14 protein-coding genes and 5 tRNA genes are annotated in these 16204 nt (G+C 61.9%); 4 read left to right on the top strand and 15 right to left on the bottom strand.

The genetic code is table 11. From position 1 onward, the window contains the following. Window positions 1-124: 124 nt before the first annotated feature. The 9 genes from QYE47_RS24805 to gltX all read right to left on the bottom strand — a co-directional run bounded on the left by QYE47_RS24805 (window position 125) and on the right by gltX (window position 5586). Window positions 125-1096: a tRNA-dihydrouridine synthase gene (locus QYE47_RS24805; protein ID WP_014591912.1), complete on the bottom strand. Its 972-nt coding sequence runs from the start codon at window positions 1094-1096 to the stop codon at window positions 125-127. 50 nt (window positions 1097-1146) lie between these two features. Beyond that, entirely contained in the window at window positions 1147-1581 is a 435-nt protein-coding gene (locus QYE47_RS24810) for a thioesterase family protein (RefSeq protein WP_014591913.1), read from the bottom strand. A gap of 104 nt (window positions 1582-1685) precedes the next feature. After that, window positions 1686-2567 carry an alpha/beta fold hydrolase gene (locus QYE47_RS24815; RefSeq protein WP_014591914.1) on the bottom strand — a complete coding sequence of 294 codons (882 nt, stop codon included), beginning with the start codon at window positions 2565-2567 and terminating at the stop codon, window positions 1686-1688. Between the two features lie 15 nt (window positions 2568-2582). Then, window positions 2583-3122, bottom strand: coding sequence for a TetR/AcrR family transcriptional regulator (locus tag QYE47_RS24820; protein ID WP_014591915.1), 540 nt, complete (start codon window positions 3120-3122; stop codon window positions 2583-2585). Between the two features lie 168 nt (window positions 3123-3290). Beyond that, window positions 3291-3366 (bottom strand) — tRNA-Glu (locus tag QYE47_RS24825). Window positions 3367-3408: 42 nt separating this feature from the next. Then, window positions 3409-3484 (bottom strand) — tRNA-Ala (locus QYE47_RS24830). Window positions 3485-3535: 51 nt separating this feature from the next. Further along, a tRNA-Glu gene (locus QYE47_RS24835) sits at window positions 3536-3611 on the bottom strand. A 72-nt stretch (window positions 3612-3683) separates the two neighbouring features. After that, window positions 3684-3759, bottom strand: a tRNA-Ala gene (locus tag QYE47_RS24840). Window positions 3760-4104: 345 nt separating this feature from the next. Next, entirely contained in the window at window positions 4105-5586 is a 1482-nt protein-coding gene (gltX, locus tag QYE47_RS24845; protein ID WP_010952995.1) for a glutamate--tRNA ligase, read from the bottom strand. A 143-nt stretch (window positions 5587-5729) separates the two neighbouring features. Here gltX and QYE47_RS24850 point away from each other — a divergent pair, with 143 nt between their 5' ends. Both QYE47_RS24850 and QYE47_RS24855 read left to right on the top strand, forming a co-directional pair. After that, window positions 5730-6785, top strand: coding sequence for an HlyD family secretion protein (locus QYE47_RS24850; protein ID WP_014591916.1), 1056 nt, complete (start codon window positions 5730-5732; stop codon window positions 6783-6785). A gap of 49 nt (window positions 6786-6834) precedes the next feature. After that, complete coding sequence (locus tag QYE47_RS24855; protein WP_172830958.1) at window positions 6835-8325, top strand: MDR family MFS transporter; 1491 nt, start codon at window positions 6835-6837, stop codon at window positions 8323-8325. Between the two features lie 127 nt (window positions 8326-8452). Here the strand turns inward: QYE47_RS24855 and uvrB are convergent, their stop codons facing one another. After that, window positions 8453-10468: an excinuclease ABC subunit UvrB gene (gene uvrB / locus QYE47_RS24860; protein WP_010952992.1), complete on the bottom strand. Its 2016-nt coding sequence runs from the start codon at window positions 10466-10468 to the stop codon at window positions 8453-8455. A gap of 285 nt (window positions 10469-10753) precedes the next feature. Between uvrB and QYE47_RS24865 the strand changes: the two genes are divergently transcribed. Both QYE47_RS24865 and QYE47_RS24870 read left to right on the top strand, forming a co-directional pair. Continuing rightward, on the top strand, window positions 10754-11950 hold the full coding sequence (locus QYE47_RS24865; protein WP_010952990.1) for an amino acid aminotransferase: 1197 nt from the start codon (window positions 10754-10756) through the stop codon (window positions 11948-11950). A gap of 62 nt (window positions 11951-12012) precedes the next feature. Further along, window positions 12013-12088: transfer RNA gene (locus QYE47_RS24870), tRNA-Asn, on the top strand. Between the two features lie 58 nt (window positions 12089-12146). Here QYE47_RS24870 and QYE47_RS24875 read toward each other — a convergent pair. From QYE47_RS24875 to QYE47_RS24895, 5 genes are all read right to left on the bottom strand, one after another. Further along, window positions 12147-12548 carry a cupin domain-containing protein gene (locus QYE47_RS24875; protein ID WP_012053285.1) on the bottom strand — a complete coding sequence of 134 codons (402 nt, stop codon included), beginning with the start codon at window positions 12546-12548 and terminating at the stop codon, window positions 12147-12149. A gap of 284 nt (window positions 12549-12832) precedes the next feature. Further along, window positions 12833-13393, bottom strand: a complete 561-nt coding sequence (locus tag QYE47_RS24880) for a DUF1285 domain-containing protein (RefSeq protein WP_014591917.1) — start codon at window positions 13391-13393, stop codon at window positions 12833-12835. Window positions 13394-13403: 10 nt separating this feature from the next. Next, window positions 13404-14009: a DUF4823 domain-containing protein gene (locus QYE47_RS24885; RefSeq protein ID WP_010952988.1), complete on the bottom strand. Its 606-nt coding sequence runs from the start codon at window positions 14007-14009 to the stop codon at window positions 13404-13406. 66 nt (window positions 14010-14075) lie between these two features. Continuing rightward, window positions 14076-15044 carry a GTP 3',8-cyclase MoaA gene (locus QYE47_RS24890; RefSeq protein ID WP_014591918.1) on the bottom strand — a complete coding sequence of 323 codons (969 nt, stop codon included), beginning with the start codon at window positions 15042-15044 and terminating at the stop codon, window positions 14076-14078. A gap of 155 nt (window positions 15045-15199) precedes the next feature. Next, window positions 15200-15835, bottom strand: coding sequence for a TetR/AcrR family transcriptional regulator (locus QYE47_RS24895; RefSeq protein ID WP_014591919.1), 636 nt, complete (start codon window positions 15833-15835; stop codon window positions 15200-15202). Between the last annotated feature and the right edge of the window lie 369 nt (window positions 15836-16204).

Genomic DNA, 16204 nt, shown 5'->3' on the forward strand with positions numbered 1-16204 from the left:
AGGAGCGGGTTTACCCGCGAATACGGTAGCGGCGGCAACGGTGAACGGCGGGTGGGGATTGGCCAGCAGGGCCGGCCCTTTCGCGGGTAAACCCGCTCCTACAGGTGCAGTACCAGAGGCCTGTTCAGGCGACGCAAGCCTCCAAGGCTTGAGCCTCTACCCCCAGCAACCGAGTGATCCGCGCGCAGTCATCTTCCCGGCGCAACTCGGCAAACAACACCACCGCTTCAGGGTAACTGCGAGTCAGCATCGCCAGCCACTGCTTCATCCGCCCCGGCGCATAACGCGGCGACAGTTTGGCCTGGGCCTGGCGCCAGAACTCACGCAACAGAGGCAACAAGTCATGCCAGCTCATCGGCTGATAGTCGCGCCCGTCCCGCGCCGCCGCAATCTGCAGGCCCAGGTCCGGGCGCGATACCAGCCCACGCCCAAGCATGATGTCTTCAGCGCCACTGACCTCGCGGCAACGCCGCCAGTCATCGACCGTCCAGATCTCGCCATTGGCAAACACCGGGACCTTGACCACATCCTGCACCCGCGCCACCCACTCCCAGTGCGCTGGCGGCTTGTAGCCCTCAACCTTGGTCCGTGCGTGCACCACCAGGTGCGCCGAACCGCCCTCGGCCAGCGCCGTGGCGCACTCCAGTGCCCCGTCGGGGCTGTCGAAGCCCAGGCGCATCTTCGAGGTCACCGGGATATTCGCCGGCACCGCCCGCCGCACTTCACGCACAATGGCATGCAGCAACTCCGGCTCTTTGAGCAGTACCGCACCACCGCGCGACTTGTTCACCGTTTTTGCCGGGCAACCGAAGTTCAGGTCGATCACCGGCGCCCCAAGCTCGCAAGCCAGTGCGGCGTTTTCCGCCAGGCATACAGGGTCCGAACCCAGCAATTGCACGCGCATGGGCACACCGGCAGCCGTGCGCGCGCCCTGACGCAGTTCAGGCGCCAGCTTGTCGAACGAGGACGCCGGCAGCAGGCGGTCGCACACGCGAATGAACTCGGTGACGCACCAGTCGATACCGCCCACACGGGTCAATACGTCGCGCAGGATGTTGTCGACCAGCCCCTCCATGGGGGCCAGGGCAATTTGCATGTCGGGGTCTCAGCGGAAAAAGCCGGCAGTTTAACAAAAATGCCGGCGACTCAGGCGCCGATCAGCGCCGGACCGTAACCTTCGACGAATTCCGCCGGCATGCGCCTGGGCTTGCCGCTGGACAGCTCGATGCAGGCAAAGGTGGTTTGCGCGCGCAGCAGCGTCACACCATCGCGCGGGCGCTTGAGCTGAAACCGCCGCGTCATGCGCAGGCGCTGGTCCCAGTCAATGATCCAGGTGGCCAGTTGCAGTTCGTCGTCTACATAGGCGGCGGCCAGGTAGTCGATTTCGTGGCGCACCACAGCCATCGCCCGGTCAAGGCGCCGGTACTCGGCCAGGTCCAGCCCCAGACGCTGGGAGTGGCGCCAGGCGCAGCGCTCAAGCCAGGTGACGTAGACGGCATTGTTGGCGTGGCCAAGGCCGTCGATGTCCTCGCTGCCGACGCGCAGGTCGATGACGAAGGGTGTTGCCAGGTCCCAGCTCATTTTCGCTTCCTTGGCGCAAAAGGCGATTTAGCAGCGATCTGCGGGGCAATGTCCAGCCCCTGTGAGCCTGAGGCGGTCGTTTTAGGGGCGGGCTTGCCCGCGAATCAGACACCACGGTGGATGGCACCGGCGGCGATGCCGATGTTCGCGGCTGAAGGCGCCCCGACACTGACCGCTTCAGCCCGAGCCAGCAATTCGAGCACGGCTTCACTCAGCCGTGGGTCGGCCAGCACTCGCTGGTGGCCACCCTCGTCCAGCAGCATCAGCCGGCTGTCAAACCAGGCCTTGTGGATGACATGTGCCTCATCTGCGGGCACGAGAGCATCATCGGAAGCATGCACCACCAGCCCTGGCAGTTCCAGCTGGTAACCCGTGACATCCAGCCGCGCAATCTGCATGCCCACATCGCGCTCGATCTGGCGAATGAACGCTGCCCGTGCCCGTGCTGGCAGCCCCAGGCGATGGGCAAAACCACGCAACACACCGAGCAACCGCGCCGGCGCTGCAATGCTGACAGCCGACTCTGTACGCAGCCCCATCTGCAAAGCCAGCAGCACGCTTGCCCCACCCATGGAATGGCCAATGACTGCACGCAAGGGCGGCAACTCAGCCGCAGCCTCAAGCAGCGCCCGGGCAAACAGCACCACATTCGCTTGCTCGCCAGGCGAACGACCATGCCCAGGCCCTTCCAGCGACACCACCGTATGCCCTGCCTGAACCAAGGTCTCGATCAAGGCGGCAAATTGCGTCGGGCGCCCTTCCCAACCGTGCATCAGCAGCACGGTCGGCCCTTGACCCCAGCGCAAGGCAGACAGGCCGAAGCGCAGTGTAATGCGCTCGGCGCTGGCCAGCACAGGCAGCTCCCAATCCCGCGGCGGCAGGTTGCGCGGGGTCATGAAGGCACGGCGCATCTTGCCCGCGACATGCTCGGGGGCCAGACGGCCCAAGGTGCCATTGACACCGCGAATCCAGCTCAGGGTGGTCATCGCCATGCTCCAGGGTTAAAGCACCGCCGATTTGGCGGCGCGCAGAATACGGTCAGACAGGTCACTGGTCCCCAAGGCCCGGGCCAGCGCCAGCCCTCCCACCATCAGGGCCAGGTCGGCCAGCGCTTTGTCGGCATCCTCAGGGCGGTCGACCATCGCGGCAGTCATCAACTCGATGTGCTCGGCCAGCACCTCACGGAAGACCTCCGGCAGGCGCTGCATTTCGCCCAACGCGTTAGGCAGCGGGCAAGCATGTATTTCGCAGTCACGGTGCTTACGGGAGAGGTAGAAGGCCCCGGCCAGCGCTCGCCGCCCGGCGCCATCGAGATTGGGGTCGACCTGGGCGAGCAAGGCACGGCGCTCACCCAACAACTGGCGGAAAGCTTCGAGCATCAGCTCGTCCTTGCTGTCGAAGTGCGCATAGAAGCCGCCGACGGTCAGGCCTGCCGCCCCCATCACCTGACTGACGCTGGGCTCGGCCGGGCCGTGCTGGATCAGCGCACTGCGCGCAGCCTCCAGAATGCGTTCGCGGGTTCTGCTCTTCTTGTCGCTCATCTGGCACACACCAAACAAAATATGATGATCGAAATATTATTCTCATCATATTTTTTGGCAAGCAAAATCTGCAGCCGCTTGTCGGGGGAAAATGTTGGGAGGGAAAAAACAAAAGGCCCATTCAATAAGCGAATGAGCCTTTAAAGTCCCGCAAAACGCGGGTAAACGTGGCGTCCCCTAGGGGACTCGAACCCCTGTTACCGCCGTGAAAGGGCGGTGTCCTAGGCCACTAGACGAAGGGGACGTAACCTTCGTGCCGATCCGCTAACGCGAACCGCGGCAAAATTGGTGGAGCTAAGCGGGATCGAACCGCTGACCTCCTGCATGCCATGCAGGCGCTCTCCCAGCTGAGCTATAGCCCCGGATTTTTAGCCTCGCGGCCCAGCGACATAACAACATCGCTTGTGTAAAACTGGCGTCCCCTAGGGGACTCGAACCCCTGTTACCGCCGTGAAAGGGCGGTGTCCTAGGCCACTAGACGAAGGGGACGAACCTTCTTACCTTCAAGACCGGTTTGCTGGACCCGATCTTGCTTATCAGCCTTGACTGCTAAGCGGAATTTGGTGGAGCTAAGCGGGATCGAACCGCTGACCTCCTGCATGCCATGCAGGCGCTCTCCCAGCTGAGCTATAGCCCCACAATGTCGCTTTGAACTGAATCGCTGGCTGGGTGCCTGGCGCTTCGTTTTCGTTCATCGCTGTGGACGGGGCGCATATTAAGATCGGATTGCAGGACTGTCAAACTAATTTTCAAAAATATTCAAAAATTTTTTCACAGATAACAATCACTTACCGCCCCGCTCCACTCAAACCGGCCACTTGGCCCTCAGGGAAATGCCTGTGGGAGCGGCCTTGTGTCGCGAAAGGGCCGCAAAGCGGCCCCGGCGGTTTTGCGTCGAGTCAAAGATTGTGGGACCGCGTTGCGGTCCTTTCGCGACACAAGGACGCTCCCACAGTGCTCAACAGCGGTCTTCGGAACGCAGTCAGGCAATGGAAGCCAACAGCTTTTCCCATTCTTTGTTTTCTTTCTTCGACACCCCACCCAGCAGGTCCAAGGCCTGGCGTAGGCGGTAGCGCGTCAGGTCGGGGCCGAGGATTTCCATGGCGTCCAGCACCGAAACCGAGCTGGCCTGGCCCGTGATGGCGGCGAACATCAGCGGCATGGCGTCACGCAGCTTCAACTCCAGCGCTTCGACCACAGCCTGGATGCAACCGGTGATGCGCTCTTTTTCCCACTGACGCAGGCTTTCAAGCTTCCACAGGATCAGCTGGATCACCTGGCGCACCTGGTCGGCCGACAGTTTCTTGCTTTCGAACAGCTTGGCGTCCAGCTTGAGCGCGCCTTCGAAGAAGAACCCGCCCAACGGGGCAACCTGGCTGAAGGTTTCGACCCTGCCTTGCACGTGCGGGGCAATCTTCATCATGTAGTCGCTGTTGAACGCCCATTTCTGCAGGCGTGCGGCGAACTCCTCTACCGGCAGCTCGCGCAGCCACTGGCCGTTGAGCCAGGACAGCTTCTCGATGTCGAAGATCGGGCCGCCCAGTGAGATACGTGACAGGTCGAAGTGCTCGACCATTTCGGCCAGCGAGAACTTCTCGCGCTCGTCAGGCATCGACCAGCCCATGCGGCCAAGGTAGTTGAGCATCGCTTCAGGCATGAAGCCCATGCGTTCGTAGAAGGTGACCGAGGTCGGGTTCTTGCGCTTGGACAGTTTGGATTTGTCCGGATTGCGCAGCAGCGGCATGTAGCACAGCTTGGGCTGCTCCCAGCCGAAGTACTCGTACAGCTTGATCAGCTTGGGCGCCGATGGCAGCCACTCTTCCCCACGCAGCACGTGGGTGATGCCCATCAGGTGGTCGTCGACTACGTTAGCCAGGAAGTACGTCGGCAGGCCGTCGTTCTTCATCAGTACCTGCATGTCCATGCGATCCCACGGGATCTCGACATCGCCGCGCAGCATGTCCGGCACCACGCAGATCCCTTCGCTCGGCACCTTCATGCGGATCACGTGCGGCTCGCCAGCATCCAGGCGGCGCTGCACTTCTTCGGCGCTCATCAGCAACGCACGGCCATCGTAACGCGGGGTTTCGCCGCGAGCCTGCTGCTCGGCACGCATCTGCTCCAGCTCTTCGGCAGTGCAGAAGCAATAGAAGGCGTGGCCGGCGTCTACCAGTTCCTTGGCGTATTTGGCGTAGATTTCGCCACGCTCGCTCTGCCGGTAAGGGCCATGTGGGCCGCCGACATCCGGGCCTTCGTTCCATTCGATGCCAAGCCAGCGCAAGGCGTCGAAGATCTGTTGCTCCGACTCACGCGTGGAGCGCAGCTGATCGGTGTCTTCGATGCGCAGGATGAACTCACCGCCGTGCTGCTTGGCAAAGCAGTAGTTGAACAGGGCGATGTAGGCAGTGCCGACATGGGGGTCGCCGGTAGGCGATGGCGCAATACGCGTGCGTACGGTGGTCATGGAGAGTCTCGAACGAAAGATGAAACAAAGGCGGGATGTTAGCAGGAGGCGGGCACCGGGCTCCAGCAATGGCGCGAACGTCACTTGTCGACGGGCCCTGCGCCGCTGTTAAATTTGTTTACATTTCTGGAACGATAGTCCCCATGCCTGCTCAACTCAAACGCCGCCTGACGCTCTTCTTCGCCCTGGTGGCCATCATCGCCCTCGCCTTCCTGGGCCACTGGTACTTCAAGGGCCGCTTCTACGAGAGCACCGACAACGCTTACGTGCAGGGTGAGATCACCCGTATCTCCAGCCAGCTTGGCGCACGTATCGAAACGGTACCGGTCGAGGACAACCAGCACGTCAGCAAGGGCGACCTGCTGGTGCGCCTGGAAGCCGCCGACTTTGAGCTGGCGGTCGAACGCGCCCGTGCCGCCCTGGCCACCCGCGAAGCCGAGTACGCACAAGCGCAAAGCCGCCTCACCCAACAAGGCAGCCTGATTGCCGCCGGCCAGGCCCAGTTGGCGGCCACCCAGGCCACGTTCGACCGTTCACGGCTGGACCTGAGCCGTGCCGAGAAGCTGCGCAAGCCGGGTTTTGTCTCTGAGGAGCGGGTCACTACCCTGTCGGCGGACAGCCATGTCGCCGGCTCCCAGGTCGACAAGGCCCGCGCCGACCTGCAAAGCCAGCGCCAGCAGGTCACCGCCCTGAACGCCGAACTCAAGCGCCTCGATGCGCAAATCGCCAATGCCCGCACCGACCTGGCCCAGGCCGAACTTAACCTGACCCGCTGCGAAATCCATGCGCCGATCAGCGGCACCATTGGCCAGCGTAATGCGCGCAATGGCCAAGTGGTGCAGGCCGGCGCCTACCTGCTGTCGATCGTGCCGGATGAAGACATCTGGGTGCAGGCCAACTTCAAGGAAACGCAGATCGGCCGCATGCACCCCGGCCAGCGCGCGAAGCTGTTGTTCGACAGCTACCCCGACACACCGATCGAAGGCCGGGTGGACAGCCTGTTCGCCGCGTCCGGTGCGCAGTTCAGCCTGCTGCCGCCGGACAACGCCACCGGCAATTTCACCAAAGTTGTGCAGCGCATCCCGATAAAACTCACGTTCAGCGCCGACAACCCGTTGCACGGGCGTATTCGCCCCGGCATGTCGGTGACCGCCACCGTCGACCTGCGCAGCGCAGACGAAGGCCACAATGGCCGGTGACCAACTGCTGCGCCCCACGGCGGAGCCAACCCGACGCGACTGGATCGCGGTGATGAGCGTGATGCTCGGTGCCTTCATGGCAGTGCTGGATATCCAGATCACCAATTCCTCGTTGAAGGACATCCAGGGCGCTCTGTCGGCGACCCTGGAAGAAGGCTCATGGATTTCAACCTCCTACCTGGTGGCGGAAATCATCATGATCCCGCTAACGGCCTGGCTGGTGCAGCTGCTGTCGGCGCGGCGCCTGGCGGTGTGGGTATCCAGCGGTTTCCTGCTGTCGTCGCTGCTATGCTCGATGGCCTGGAACCTGGAGAGCATGATCCTGTTCCGCGCCTTGCAGGGTTTCACCGGTGGCGCGCTGATCCCGCTGGCCTTCACCCTGACGCTGATCAAGCTGCCCGAGCACCACCGCGCCAAAGGCATGGCGATGTTCGCCATGACCGCCACTTTTGCCCCCTCCATCGGTCCCACCCTGGGCGGCTGGCTGACCGAAAACTGGGGCTGGGAATACATCTTCTACATCAATATCCCACCAGGCCTGCTAATGATCGCCGGCTTGTTGTATGGGCTTGAGAAGAAGGAGGCGCACTGGGAGCTGCTGAAAAGTACCGATTACGCCGGCATCGTCACGCTCGGCCTTGGGTTGGGCTGCCTGCAGGTGTTTCTCGAGGAAGGCCATCGCAAGGACTGGCTGGAGTCACACCTGATCGTCGGCCTGGGCAGTGTTGCCCTGGTCAGCCTGATCACCTTCGTCATCTTGCAGTTTTCCAAGCCACATCCACTGATCAACCTGCGCATTCTTGGCAACCGCAACTTTGGCCTGTCGAGCATCGCCAGCCTGGGCATGGGCGTGGGCCTGTACGGGTCGATCTATCTGCTACCGCTGTACCTGGCGCAGGTACAGGGTTACAACGCCTTGCAGATTGGCGAGGTGATCATGTGGATGGGTATTCCGCAGCTGTTCCTGATCCCGCTGGTGCCGCAACTGATGAAGGTGATATCGCCCAAGGTACTATGCGCGCTGGGGTTTTGCCTGTTCGGCGCTGCCAGTTTCGGTTCGGGGGTGCTCAACCCGGACTTTGCCGGGCCGCAGTTCAACCATATCCAGATCATCCGCGCCCTGGGTCAACCGATGATCATGGTGACCATCTCTCTGATTGCCACCGCGTATATCCAACAACAGGATGCCGGGTCCGCGTCGAGCCTGTTCAATATTCTGCGTAACCTCGGTGGCGCGATTGGTATTGCCTTGCTGGCCACCCTGCTGGATGCGCGCACCAAGGTGTACTTCGACTACCTGCGCGAATCGGTGGTGCCGAGCAACCCACAGGTGGCTGAGCGGCTGGCGCAATTGGCGGAGCGCTTGGGCAATGACAATGCAGCGCTGGGCAAACTTAGCGAAATTACCCACCAGCAGGCGCTGATCATGGCTTACAACGATGCCTTCCACTTTGTCGGGATCGGGTTGGCGGTGAGCATGGTGGCGGTGTTGCTGACCCGCAAGTTGCCGGAAGGGTTGAAGGCTGGGGAAGCCCATTGAGGCTATTACAGATTAGATGCGGTCCCTGTGGGAGCGGGCATGCCCGCGAACACCGGCGCAGCCGGTGCCAGCCACCGCGTTGAATTCTTCGCGGGCACGCCCGCTCCCACAGGGCCCGTGCCCGGCTTCAGCTGCTGATCAACCGCTCCCGCAGTTGCGCAATCTCGTCACGCAACTGCGCCGCAGCTTCGAACTCCAGGTCGCGGGCGAACTGCATCATTTTCTCTTCCAGCTGCTTGATGCGCTTGGTGATCTCGCCCGGCGTACGCAGTTCGGCCTCGTAACGGGCGCTCTCCTCCGCCGCCTTGGCCATGCCCTTGCGCTTCTTGCTGCGCGCACCAGGCACGGTGGCACCCTCCATGATGTCGGTGATGTCCTTGACCACGCCCTTGGGCACGATGCCGTTGGCTTCGTTGAAGGCAATCTGCTTCTCGCGGCGGCGCTCGGTTTCGTCAATGGCCCGCTGCATCGAGCCTGTTACATTATCGGCATACAGGATGGCCCGGCCATTGAGGTTACGTGCCGCGCGGCCAATGGTCTGGATCAGGGAGCGCTCGGAACGCAGAAAACCTTCCTTGTCCGCATCGAGAATGGCCACCAGCGACACCTCGGGCATGTCCAGGCCCTCGCGCAGCAGGTTGATGCCCACAAGCACGTCGAAGGTGCCCAGGCGCAGGTCGCGGATAATCTCCACCCGCTCTACCGTATCGATGTCCGAGTGCAGGTAGCGTACCCGCACGTCGTGGTCGGCCAGGTAATCGCTGAGGTCCTCGGCCATGCGTTTGGTCAACGTGGTCGCCAGCACTCGCTCGCCTGCCGCGACACGCTTGCGGATCTCGGACAGCAGGTCGTCGACCTGGGTCAGCGCCGGGCGCACCTCTACCTGCGGATCGACCAGCCCGGTCGGGCGCACCACCTGCTCCACCACACGCCCGGCATGCTCAGCCTCGTAGGGCCCCGGAGTGGCCGAAACGAAAATGGTCTGCGGGCTGACATCCTCCCACTCGTCGAAACGCATCGGCCGGTTGTCCAGCGCTGAAGGCATGCGGAAGCCGTACTCGACCAGGGTCTCCTTGCGTGAACGGTCGCCCTTGTACATGGCGCCGACCTGCGGAACGCTGACGTGTGATTCGTCGATCACCAGCAGCGCATCGGGCGGCAGGTAATCGTACAGGGTGGGCGGCGGCGCCCCGGCCGGGCGCCCGGACAGGTAGCGCGAGTAGTTTTCGATGCCGTTGCAGTAGCCCAGCTCGAGGATCATCTCCAGATCGAAGCGGGTGCGTTGCTCCAGACGCTGCGCTTCGACCAGCTTGTTGGCCTTGTGCAGGTATTCCAGACGCTCCTTCAGTTCTTCCTTGATGCCCTCCACCGCTTCCAGCAGGGTTTCCCGCGGGGTGACGTAGTGGCTCTTGGGGTAGAAAGTGAAGCGTGGCAACTTGCGGAAAACCTCGCCGGTCAACGGATCGAAGGCGGCGATGTTCTCGACTTCATCGTCGAACAGCTCGATGCGGATGGCTTCCAGATCCGATTCGGCCGGGAAGATGTCGATCACGTCGCCGCGTACCCGGAAGGTGGCGCGGGCAAAGTCCATTTCATTGCGGGTGTACTGCAGGTCGGCCAGGCGGCGCAGCAGCGCGCGCTGGTCGAGCTTGTCGCCACGGTCCACGTGCAGGACCATTTTCAGGTAGGTCTCGGGGCTGCCCAGGCCGTAGATGCACGACACAGTGGTCACGATGATCGCGTCACGCCGCTCCAGCAGCGCCTTGGTCGCCGACAGGCGCATCTGCTCGATGTGGTCGTTGATCGAGGCGTCCTTCTCGATGAAGGTGTCTGACGACGGCACGTAGGCTTCCGGCTGGTAGTAGTCGTAATAGGAAACGAAGTACTCCACCGCGTTGTTGGGGAAGAATGCCTTGAACTCCCCGTACAACTGGGCGGCCAGCGTCTTGTTGGGCGCCAGCACCAGCGTTGGCCGCTGCACCTGCTGGATGACGTTGGCAATGCTGAAGGTCTTGCCCGAACCGGTCACCCCGAGCAACGTCTGGTGTGACAGCCCCGCCTCAATGCCTTCGACCAACTGGCGGATAGCCTCGGGCTGGTCGCCGGCCGGCTGGAAACGTGTGACGAGCTGGAACTCGGACATGAAGGACCTCGCGGTGCAGCAGCTGTAAATTTAGCCAGTAGTCTATACCCAAATGCGCGCGTTCGGGGGCGCTTTCAAAGGCACAGGTGTGGGCGCATGCAACGGTGGACACGGCATTTAGACCAATGGTCGAAAAATATTTGCGCAAATAGCCCCAAAAGCTGCGCCAGAGTGTCGCGGTGACCGGTCGGTATCACTATACTGGCTCCCCGTTTGTGCACCGCTTCAGTGCATTCGGCTGGAGCGTGTACGCCCTATCACACTCCAATCAGAGCCAAGGTAACAATGAGCCTGTTTTCCGCTGTCGAGCTGGCACCCCGCGACCCTATTCTGGGCCTCAACGAAGCATTCAACGCCGACCCACGTACCGACAAGGTCAACCTGGGCGTAGGCGTGTACTGCAATGAGGAAGGCCGCATTCCGCTGCTGCGCGCCGTGATCGAAGCCGAAACCCAGCGTGCCGCCCAGCACGCTTCGCGCGGCTACCTGCCGATCGACGGCATCGCCACCTACGACCAGGCTGTGCAGAAGCTGCTGTTCGGCGCCGAGTCGCCACTGCTGGCCGCCGGCCGCGTGGTCACCGTGCAGGCCGTCGGTGGTACCGGCGCGCTGAAGATCGGTGCCGACTTCCTCAAGCGCCTCTCGCCCAATGCCGTGGTTGCCATCAGCGACCCTAGCTGGGAAAACCACCGTGCGCTGTTCGAATCGGCCGGCTTCCCGGTGCAGACCTACCGCTACTACGATGCGCCGACCAACGACGTCAACCGCGCGGGCATGCTCGAAGACCTCAACGCCCTGCCATCCGGTTCGATCGTGGTGCTGCACGCCTGCTGCCACAACCCGACCGGTGTCGACCTGAACCTGGACGACTGGAAGAACGTCCTGGAAGTGGTCAAGGCCAAGGGCCACGTGCCGTTCCTCGACATGGCCTACCAAGGCTTTGGTGACGGTATCGCCGAAGACGCCTTCGCCGTGCGCCTGTTCGCCGAGTCGGGCCTGGAATTCTTCGTTTCCAGCTCGTTCTCCAAATCGTTCTCGCTGTACGGCGAGCGCGTCGGCGCACTGTCGATCGTCACCGCCTCCAAGGACGAGAGCACCCGCGTGCTGTCGCAGGTCAAGCGCGTGATCCGCACCACCTACTCCAACCCGCCAACCCACGGCGCAACCATTGTTGCCACCGTGCTGAACAGCGCAGAACTGCGCCAGATGTGGGAAACCGAACTGGCCGAAATGCGCGAGCGCATCCACGGCATGCGCAAGCAGATGGTATCGCTGCTGGCCGAATACGGTGCCAACCGCGACTTCAGCTTCGTTGGCCGCCAGGTCGGCATGTTCTCCTACTCGGGCCTGACCGTTGAACAGGTCACCCGCCTGAAGAACGACTTCGGCATCTATGCCCTGGACACCGGCCGTATCGCGGTGGCCGCGCTGAACCAGAGCAACATCCACGTGGTGACCAAAGCGATCGTGGAAGTGCTGTAACTCATTGTTTTGCCTGGGGGTGGGTTGACTTCTCCCAGGCAATCAGTAAGATACGCGCAGATTCCGCGATAGCTCAGTCGGTAGAGCAAATGACTGTTAATCATTGGGTCCCTGGTTCGAGTCCAGGTCGCGGAGCCAGACATTGAAAAGCCCCCGTGTTGCGTAAGCAACCGGGGGCTTTTTCGTTGCGCTGGAATTATTGGCCAAGCACCTCGGTCACTGGCTTGCCCTCGTCCACCAGGCTCCAGACCAGCAAACTGGCCGGCTGGGTTTTGCTGGCGTTGCGTGAAACGCTGTGCACGGTGCCCGGCGCCTCGTACCAATAATCGCCGGCCTTGTAGGTCTTTTCCTGCTCGCTGTTGAGCTTCGATACCACCGCCCCTTCCAGGACGTAAGCCATGACTGCGCCCGGATGCTGATGCGCGGGTGATGCCTCGCCCGGGGCGTAGCTGACGGTGAGCATGACGGCGGTTTTGCCGGGGGCATTAGAGGGCTGCTGTTGTTGCAGGACCCTGACCTGGTCGGCGACATCACCGTGGGCCCAAGCGGGCGTTTGGGCGGCGAGCAGCGCGAAGAGGATGATGGCTAGTGGATTCATGAGCTTTCCTGGAGGACTAGTGCCTGCAGGTTAGGCCCTGACTGGCTGAAGAAAAATGGCCAATCCGGGGGAAAAGCAGGGGGCCGATTTTCGCCTGTACCGGCCTTTTCGCGGGTGAACCCGCTCCTACAACGGCCTGTGCCGCCCTCAATGCGTGTGTAGGAGCGGGTTTACCCGCGAATACGGTGGCGGCGGCAATGGTGAACGAAGGGTGGAGATTGGCCAGCAGGCCCGGCCCTTTCGCGGGTTTACCGGCGAAGAGGCCGGCATCGCTAACATAGGCCTCAGCCACTGCGCCCGATCGGGTAAAACGCCCCCTTGCTCCACACCCCAAGCCATTCCTCACCATCGATCACACGCGGCACCGCCAGCTCCACCAGCTGGTAAAACACATTGCGATGTATCAGCGCCTCCAGGTTGCTGCGCATCAGCACATACGGTGATGGCTCCTGCGTCACCGGGTCGATCACTACCCGCAGGGGGTTATCCGGCCCCGCCTCGACCTGGTCCTCGACATTGCTGGTAAAGCGCAGCACCTGCTGTTCGCCTTCGTCCTGCACTTCCAGCAACACGGCCACGAATGGCGCATCGTCAACACGAATGCCGACCTTCTCTACCGGCGTAATCAGGAAGTAGTCATCGCCGTCGCGGCGAATGATGGTAGAAAACAGCCGCACCATCGGCTTGCGCCCGATCGGCGTACCCAGGTAATACCAGGTGCCGTCGCGGGCGATGCGCATGTCGATGTCACCACAGAAATCCGGGTTCCACAGGTGCACCGGCGGCAGCCCCTTGGCCTTGGGGATCTGTGCCAGAAGGTCATTGGCCTTGCCGGAGTCGCTCATCACGCTTGCCTCACTCACTCATGCCCAGAAGGCTACGAGCGTACTCGCGCATCGGCGCACCAAGCAAATCCTCCGGGGTGTTGTCGTGGAACGTCAACAAACCGCCACGGCTCTTGATGCGTGCGGTGTCGATCAGGTAGCGGGTACTGGTTTCGATCAGCATCATCTGCACCACGCCAGTGTCCCAGCCCAAGCGGTCGACGGCCTGCTCGTCATACCACTCGTCACCATTGCCGATGCGATCGTCGGTACGTGCGAAGCGCGTGTACAACACGTAGTCCGCACCCACCGAACGCGCCTGGGCGATGGCCTCTTCGAGGCCCAGCGGGCCCTGGGCGCGACGTACCATCGGGAAGTATTCGACGAAGCTCTTGAAGGCCTGCTGGGCCACTGCATTCTGCCGAGGCACCGGCCCCTCGCCCGGCGGCACGAACGCACCCTGGCCAATGAAGATGAACGAATCAGGCTGCAGGCGGATCGACAAGGTGCGACGGGTTTCGCTGTGGTCCAGCAGACCGGCATCGCTCATGTGATAGCGGACGCCTTCGCCCATATCGCTGACATTCATGCAGCCGCCCAGCGCCATCAGCGCCAGCAGCAAGACCAGGCTACGCATCTTTCCTCCAGTGGCCGGCGACGAAAAACCGGCGAATAGCCGGCGGATGCAGCTTTTGCGCCAGCTTCAGCCACCGATCACTTTCATGACTGTCACGCCGCCAGAAAAGGCTACGTCTTGCTTGTCAGCCAAAGCCTTGACCAACAACCGCTGCAAGGCCGGCAGCGCCTGATGACGTGGTTTTTCCAGCAGGTCGCCGACGAAGTGCCGGTTACCTGACGACAGGCAGCCATGCAGCCAGCCCGTAGAAGACAGGCGCAGCCGCGAGCAGGTACGGCAAAACGGAACGCTTTCGTTGGCAATGACGCCGAAGTGGCCCCTGCCGGGGATGTGGTAACGCATGGCAGTGGCATCCAGCGGCGCATTCACTTGGGCGTAGGTATGCTGGCCGCCGATCAGCGCAAGCAGCTGGTCGAGGCCTACAAACTGCTGGAGGAAGGCGTTGCGATCGTGAGAAAGGTGGCCCATGCGCATCAGCTCGATGAAGCGCAGCTCGAAGCCGCGCGCGAGGCAGTAATCCAGCAGCGGCAGTACCTGATCAAGGTTTTTCCCCCGCATCGGCACCATGTTTACCTTGATTCGCATACCCAGAGCGCTGGCCTGCTCCATTGCATCCAGCACAGTGCCCAGGTCGCCGCCACGGGCAATCTGGCGGAACGCCAGCGGGTCGAGGGTGTCGAGGGAAACGTTCAGCCGACGAATCCCAGCCGCCTGCAGTTGCGGCAACTTGCGCGCCAGCAACTGGCCGTTGGTGGTCAGCGAGACGTCATCAAGGTCGAGTTTGGCCACGGCAGCCAGAAAGGCATCCAGGCGCGGGCTGACCAGTGGCTCACCGCCAGTAATCCGCAGGCGCTCGATGCCGGCGGCTTCGATCAGATAGGCCACGCCACGGGCCAAGGCATCCGCCGACAGCTCGTCCTGCGCCGCCACCAGCCGCTTTCCGTCAGGTACGCAGTAGGTACAGGCGTAGTTGCAGGCAGCCGTCAGGCTGACGCGCAGGTTGCGAAACCGCCTGCCTTGACGATCGACAATCATGAATGACTCCGGCATGGATGAAGGGGCCGGCAAAACCTGACTCATAAATCAGGTTTTTGCAAGCCCCAATGCGCAATGCCGAATTTCCAAACGATAGCCAACGCTTCGGGCTGCACTGCCGCGCAGAGGACGCACGACGCAGTTTCGCTAAATGCTCAGCTTGAGGGTTCCGGGTCGCGCTTGCGCTTGTTGCCCATACGCACGCCAATGTCCATCAGGAACTGGAAGAAGCCTTCCTGGTCTTCCAGCACGTTGCTCCAGAACGGCGAGTGGTACAGCGCCACAGCGCCGTGCACCAGAGCCCAGGCAGCGCAGTAGTGGAAATACGGCGGCACGTCTTCGAGCTTGCCTTCGCTGATACGGCCCTTGATCAGCTGAGTCAGGCGGTCGAAGTTGGAGGCACGGATGCTGTGCAGCTGCTCGACCATTTCCGGCACCTGATTGCCCTTGACCACCTTTTCTTCAAGGCGGTCGAACAGCCGGTAGCGTTGCGGATCGCGCATGCGGAACTCGAAGTAGGCGCGCGACAGCGCTTCCTTGTCACGGTCGACGTCGGCCGAGTGCAACAGCTCGTTCAGGTCACGCTCGTAGTCGAGCATCAGGCGCAGGTAGATCTCCGCCTTGGACTTGAAGTGCTTGTAGATCGTGCCTTTGCCGATGCCCACGGCGTCGGCGATCATCTCGACGGTGACGCTGTCTTCACCTTGCTCGAGAAACAGCTTGAGCGCGGTATCGAGGATTTCCTGTTCGCGACGGCGAAACTCACGGACCTTACGAGGTTCTTTCTGCATGGGAAGGACTGGATGACAATCGAAGCGGTTTATTATGCCTAACTTGCGGGAAATTGCACGGATCATCCACGCATGTCTGTGTTTCACGATGCATACGGCCATACGCTGCGGGAGGAATGAAACGTTGGCGTATTCCAAATCTGTTTAAAAAACGTCCAATATGCACTGGCACTGCGCCAAACCTGACCAATACTTGAAGTGTTGGCGCGGCGCATCCCCCCCAGTGGCGCGCCGATAAAGGTGCTCAGGGACCGCGTACCTTTGTTTTACTCCTAATGGTCTTAACCCGGATTCCTCCCCCAGAACCCGGGTTTTTTTTGTGTTTTTGTGGGGAGGATGGTGTGACGGCTGTCGGGTGCGTGACGCATG

Source organism: Pseudomonas sp. 2,4-D (genome assembly GCF_030418155.1).
In the GTDB taxonomy this organism is placed as follows: domain Bacteria; phylum Pseudomonadota; class Gammaproteobacteria; order Pseudomonadales; family Pseudomonadaceae; genus Aquipseudomonas; species Aquipseudomonas alloputida.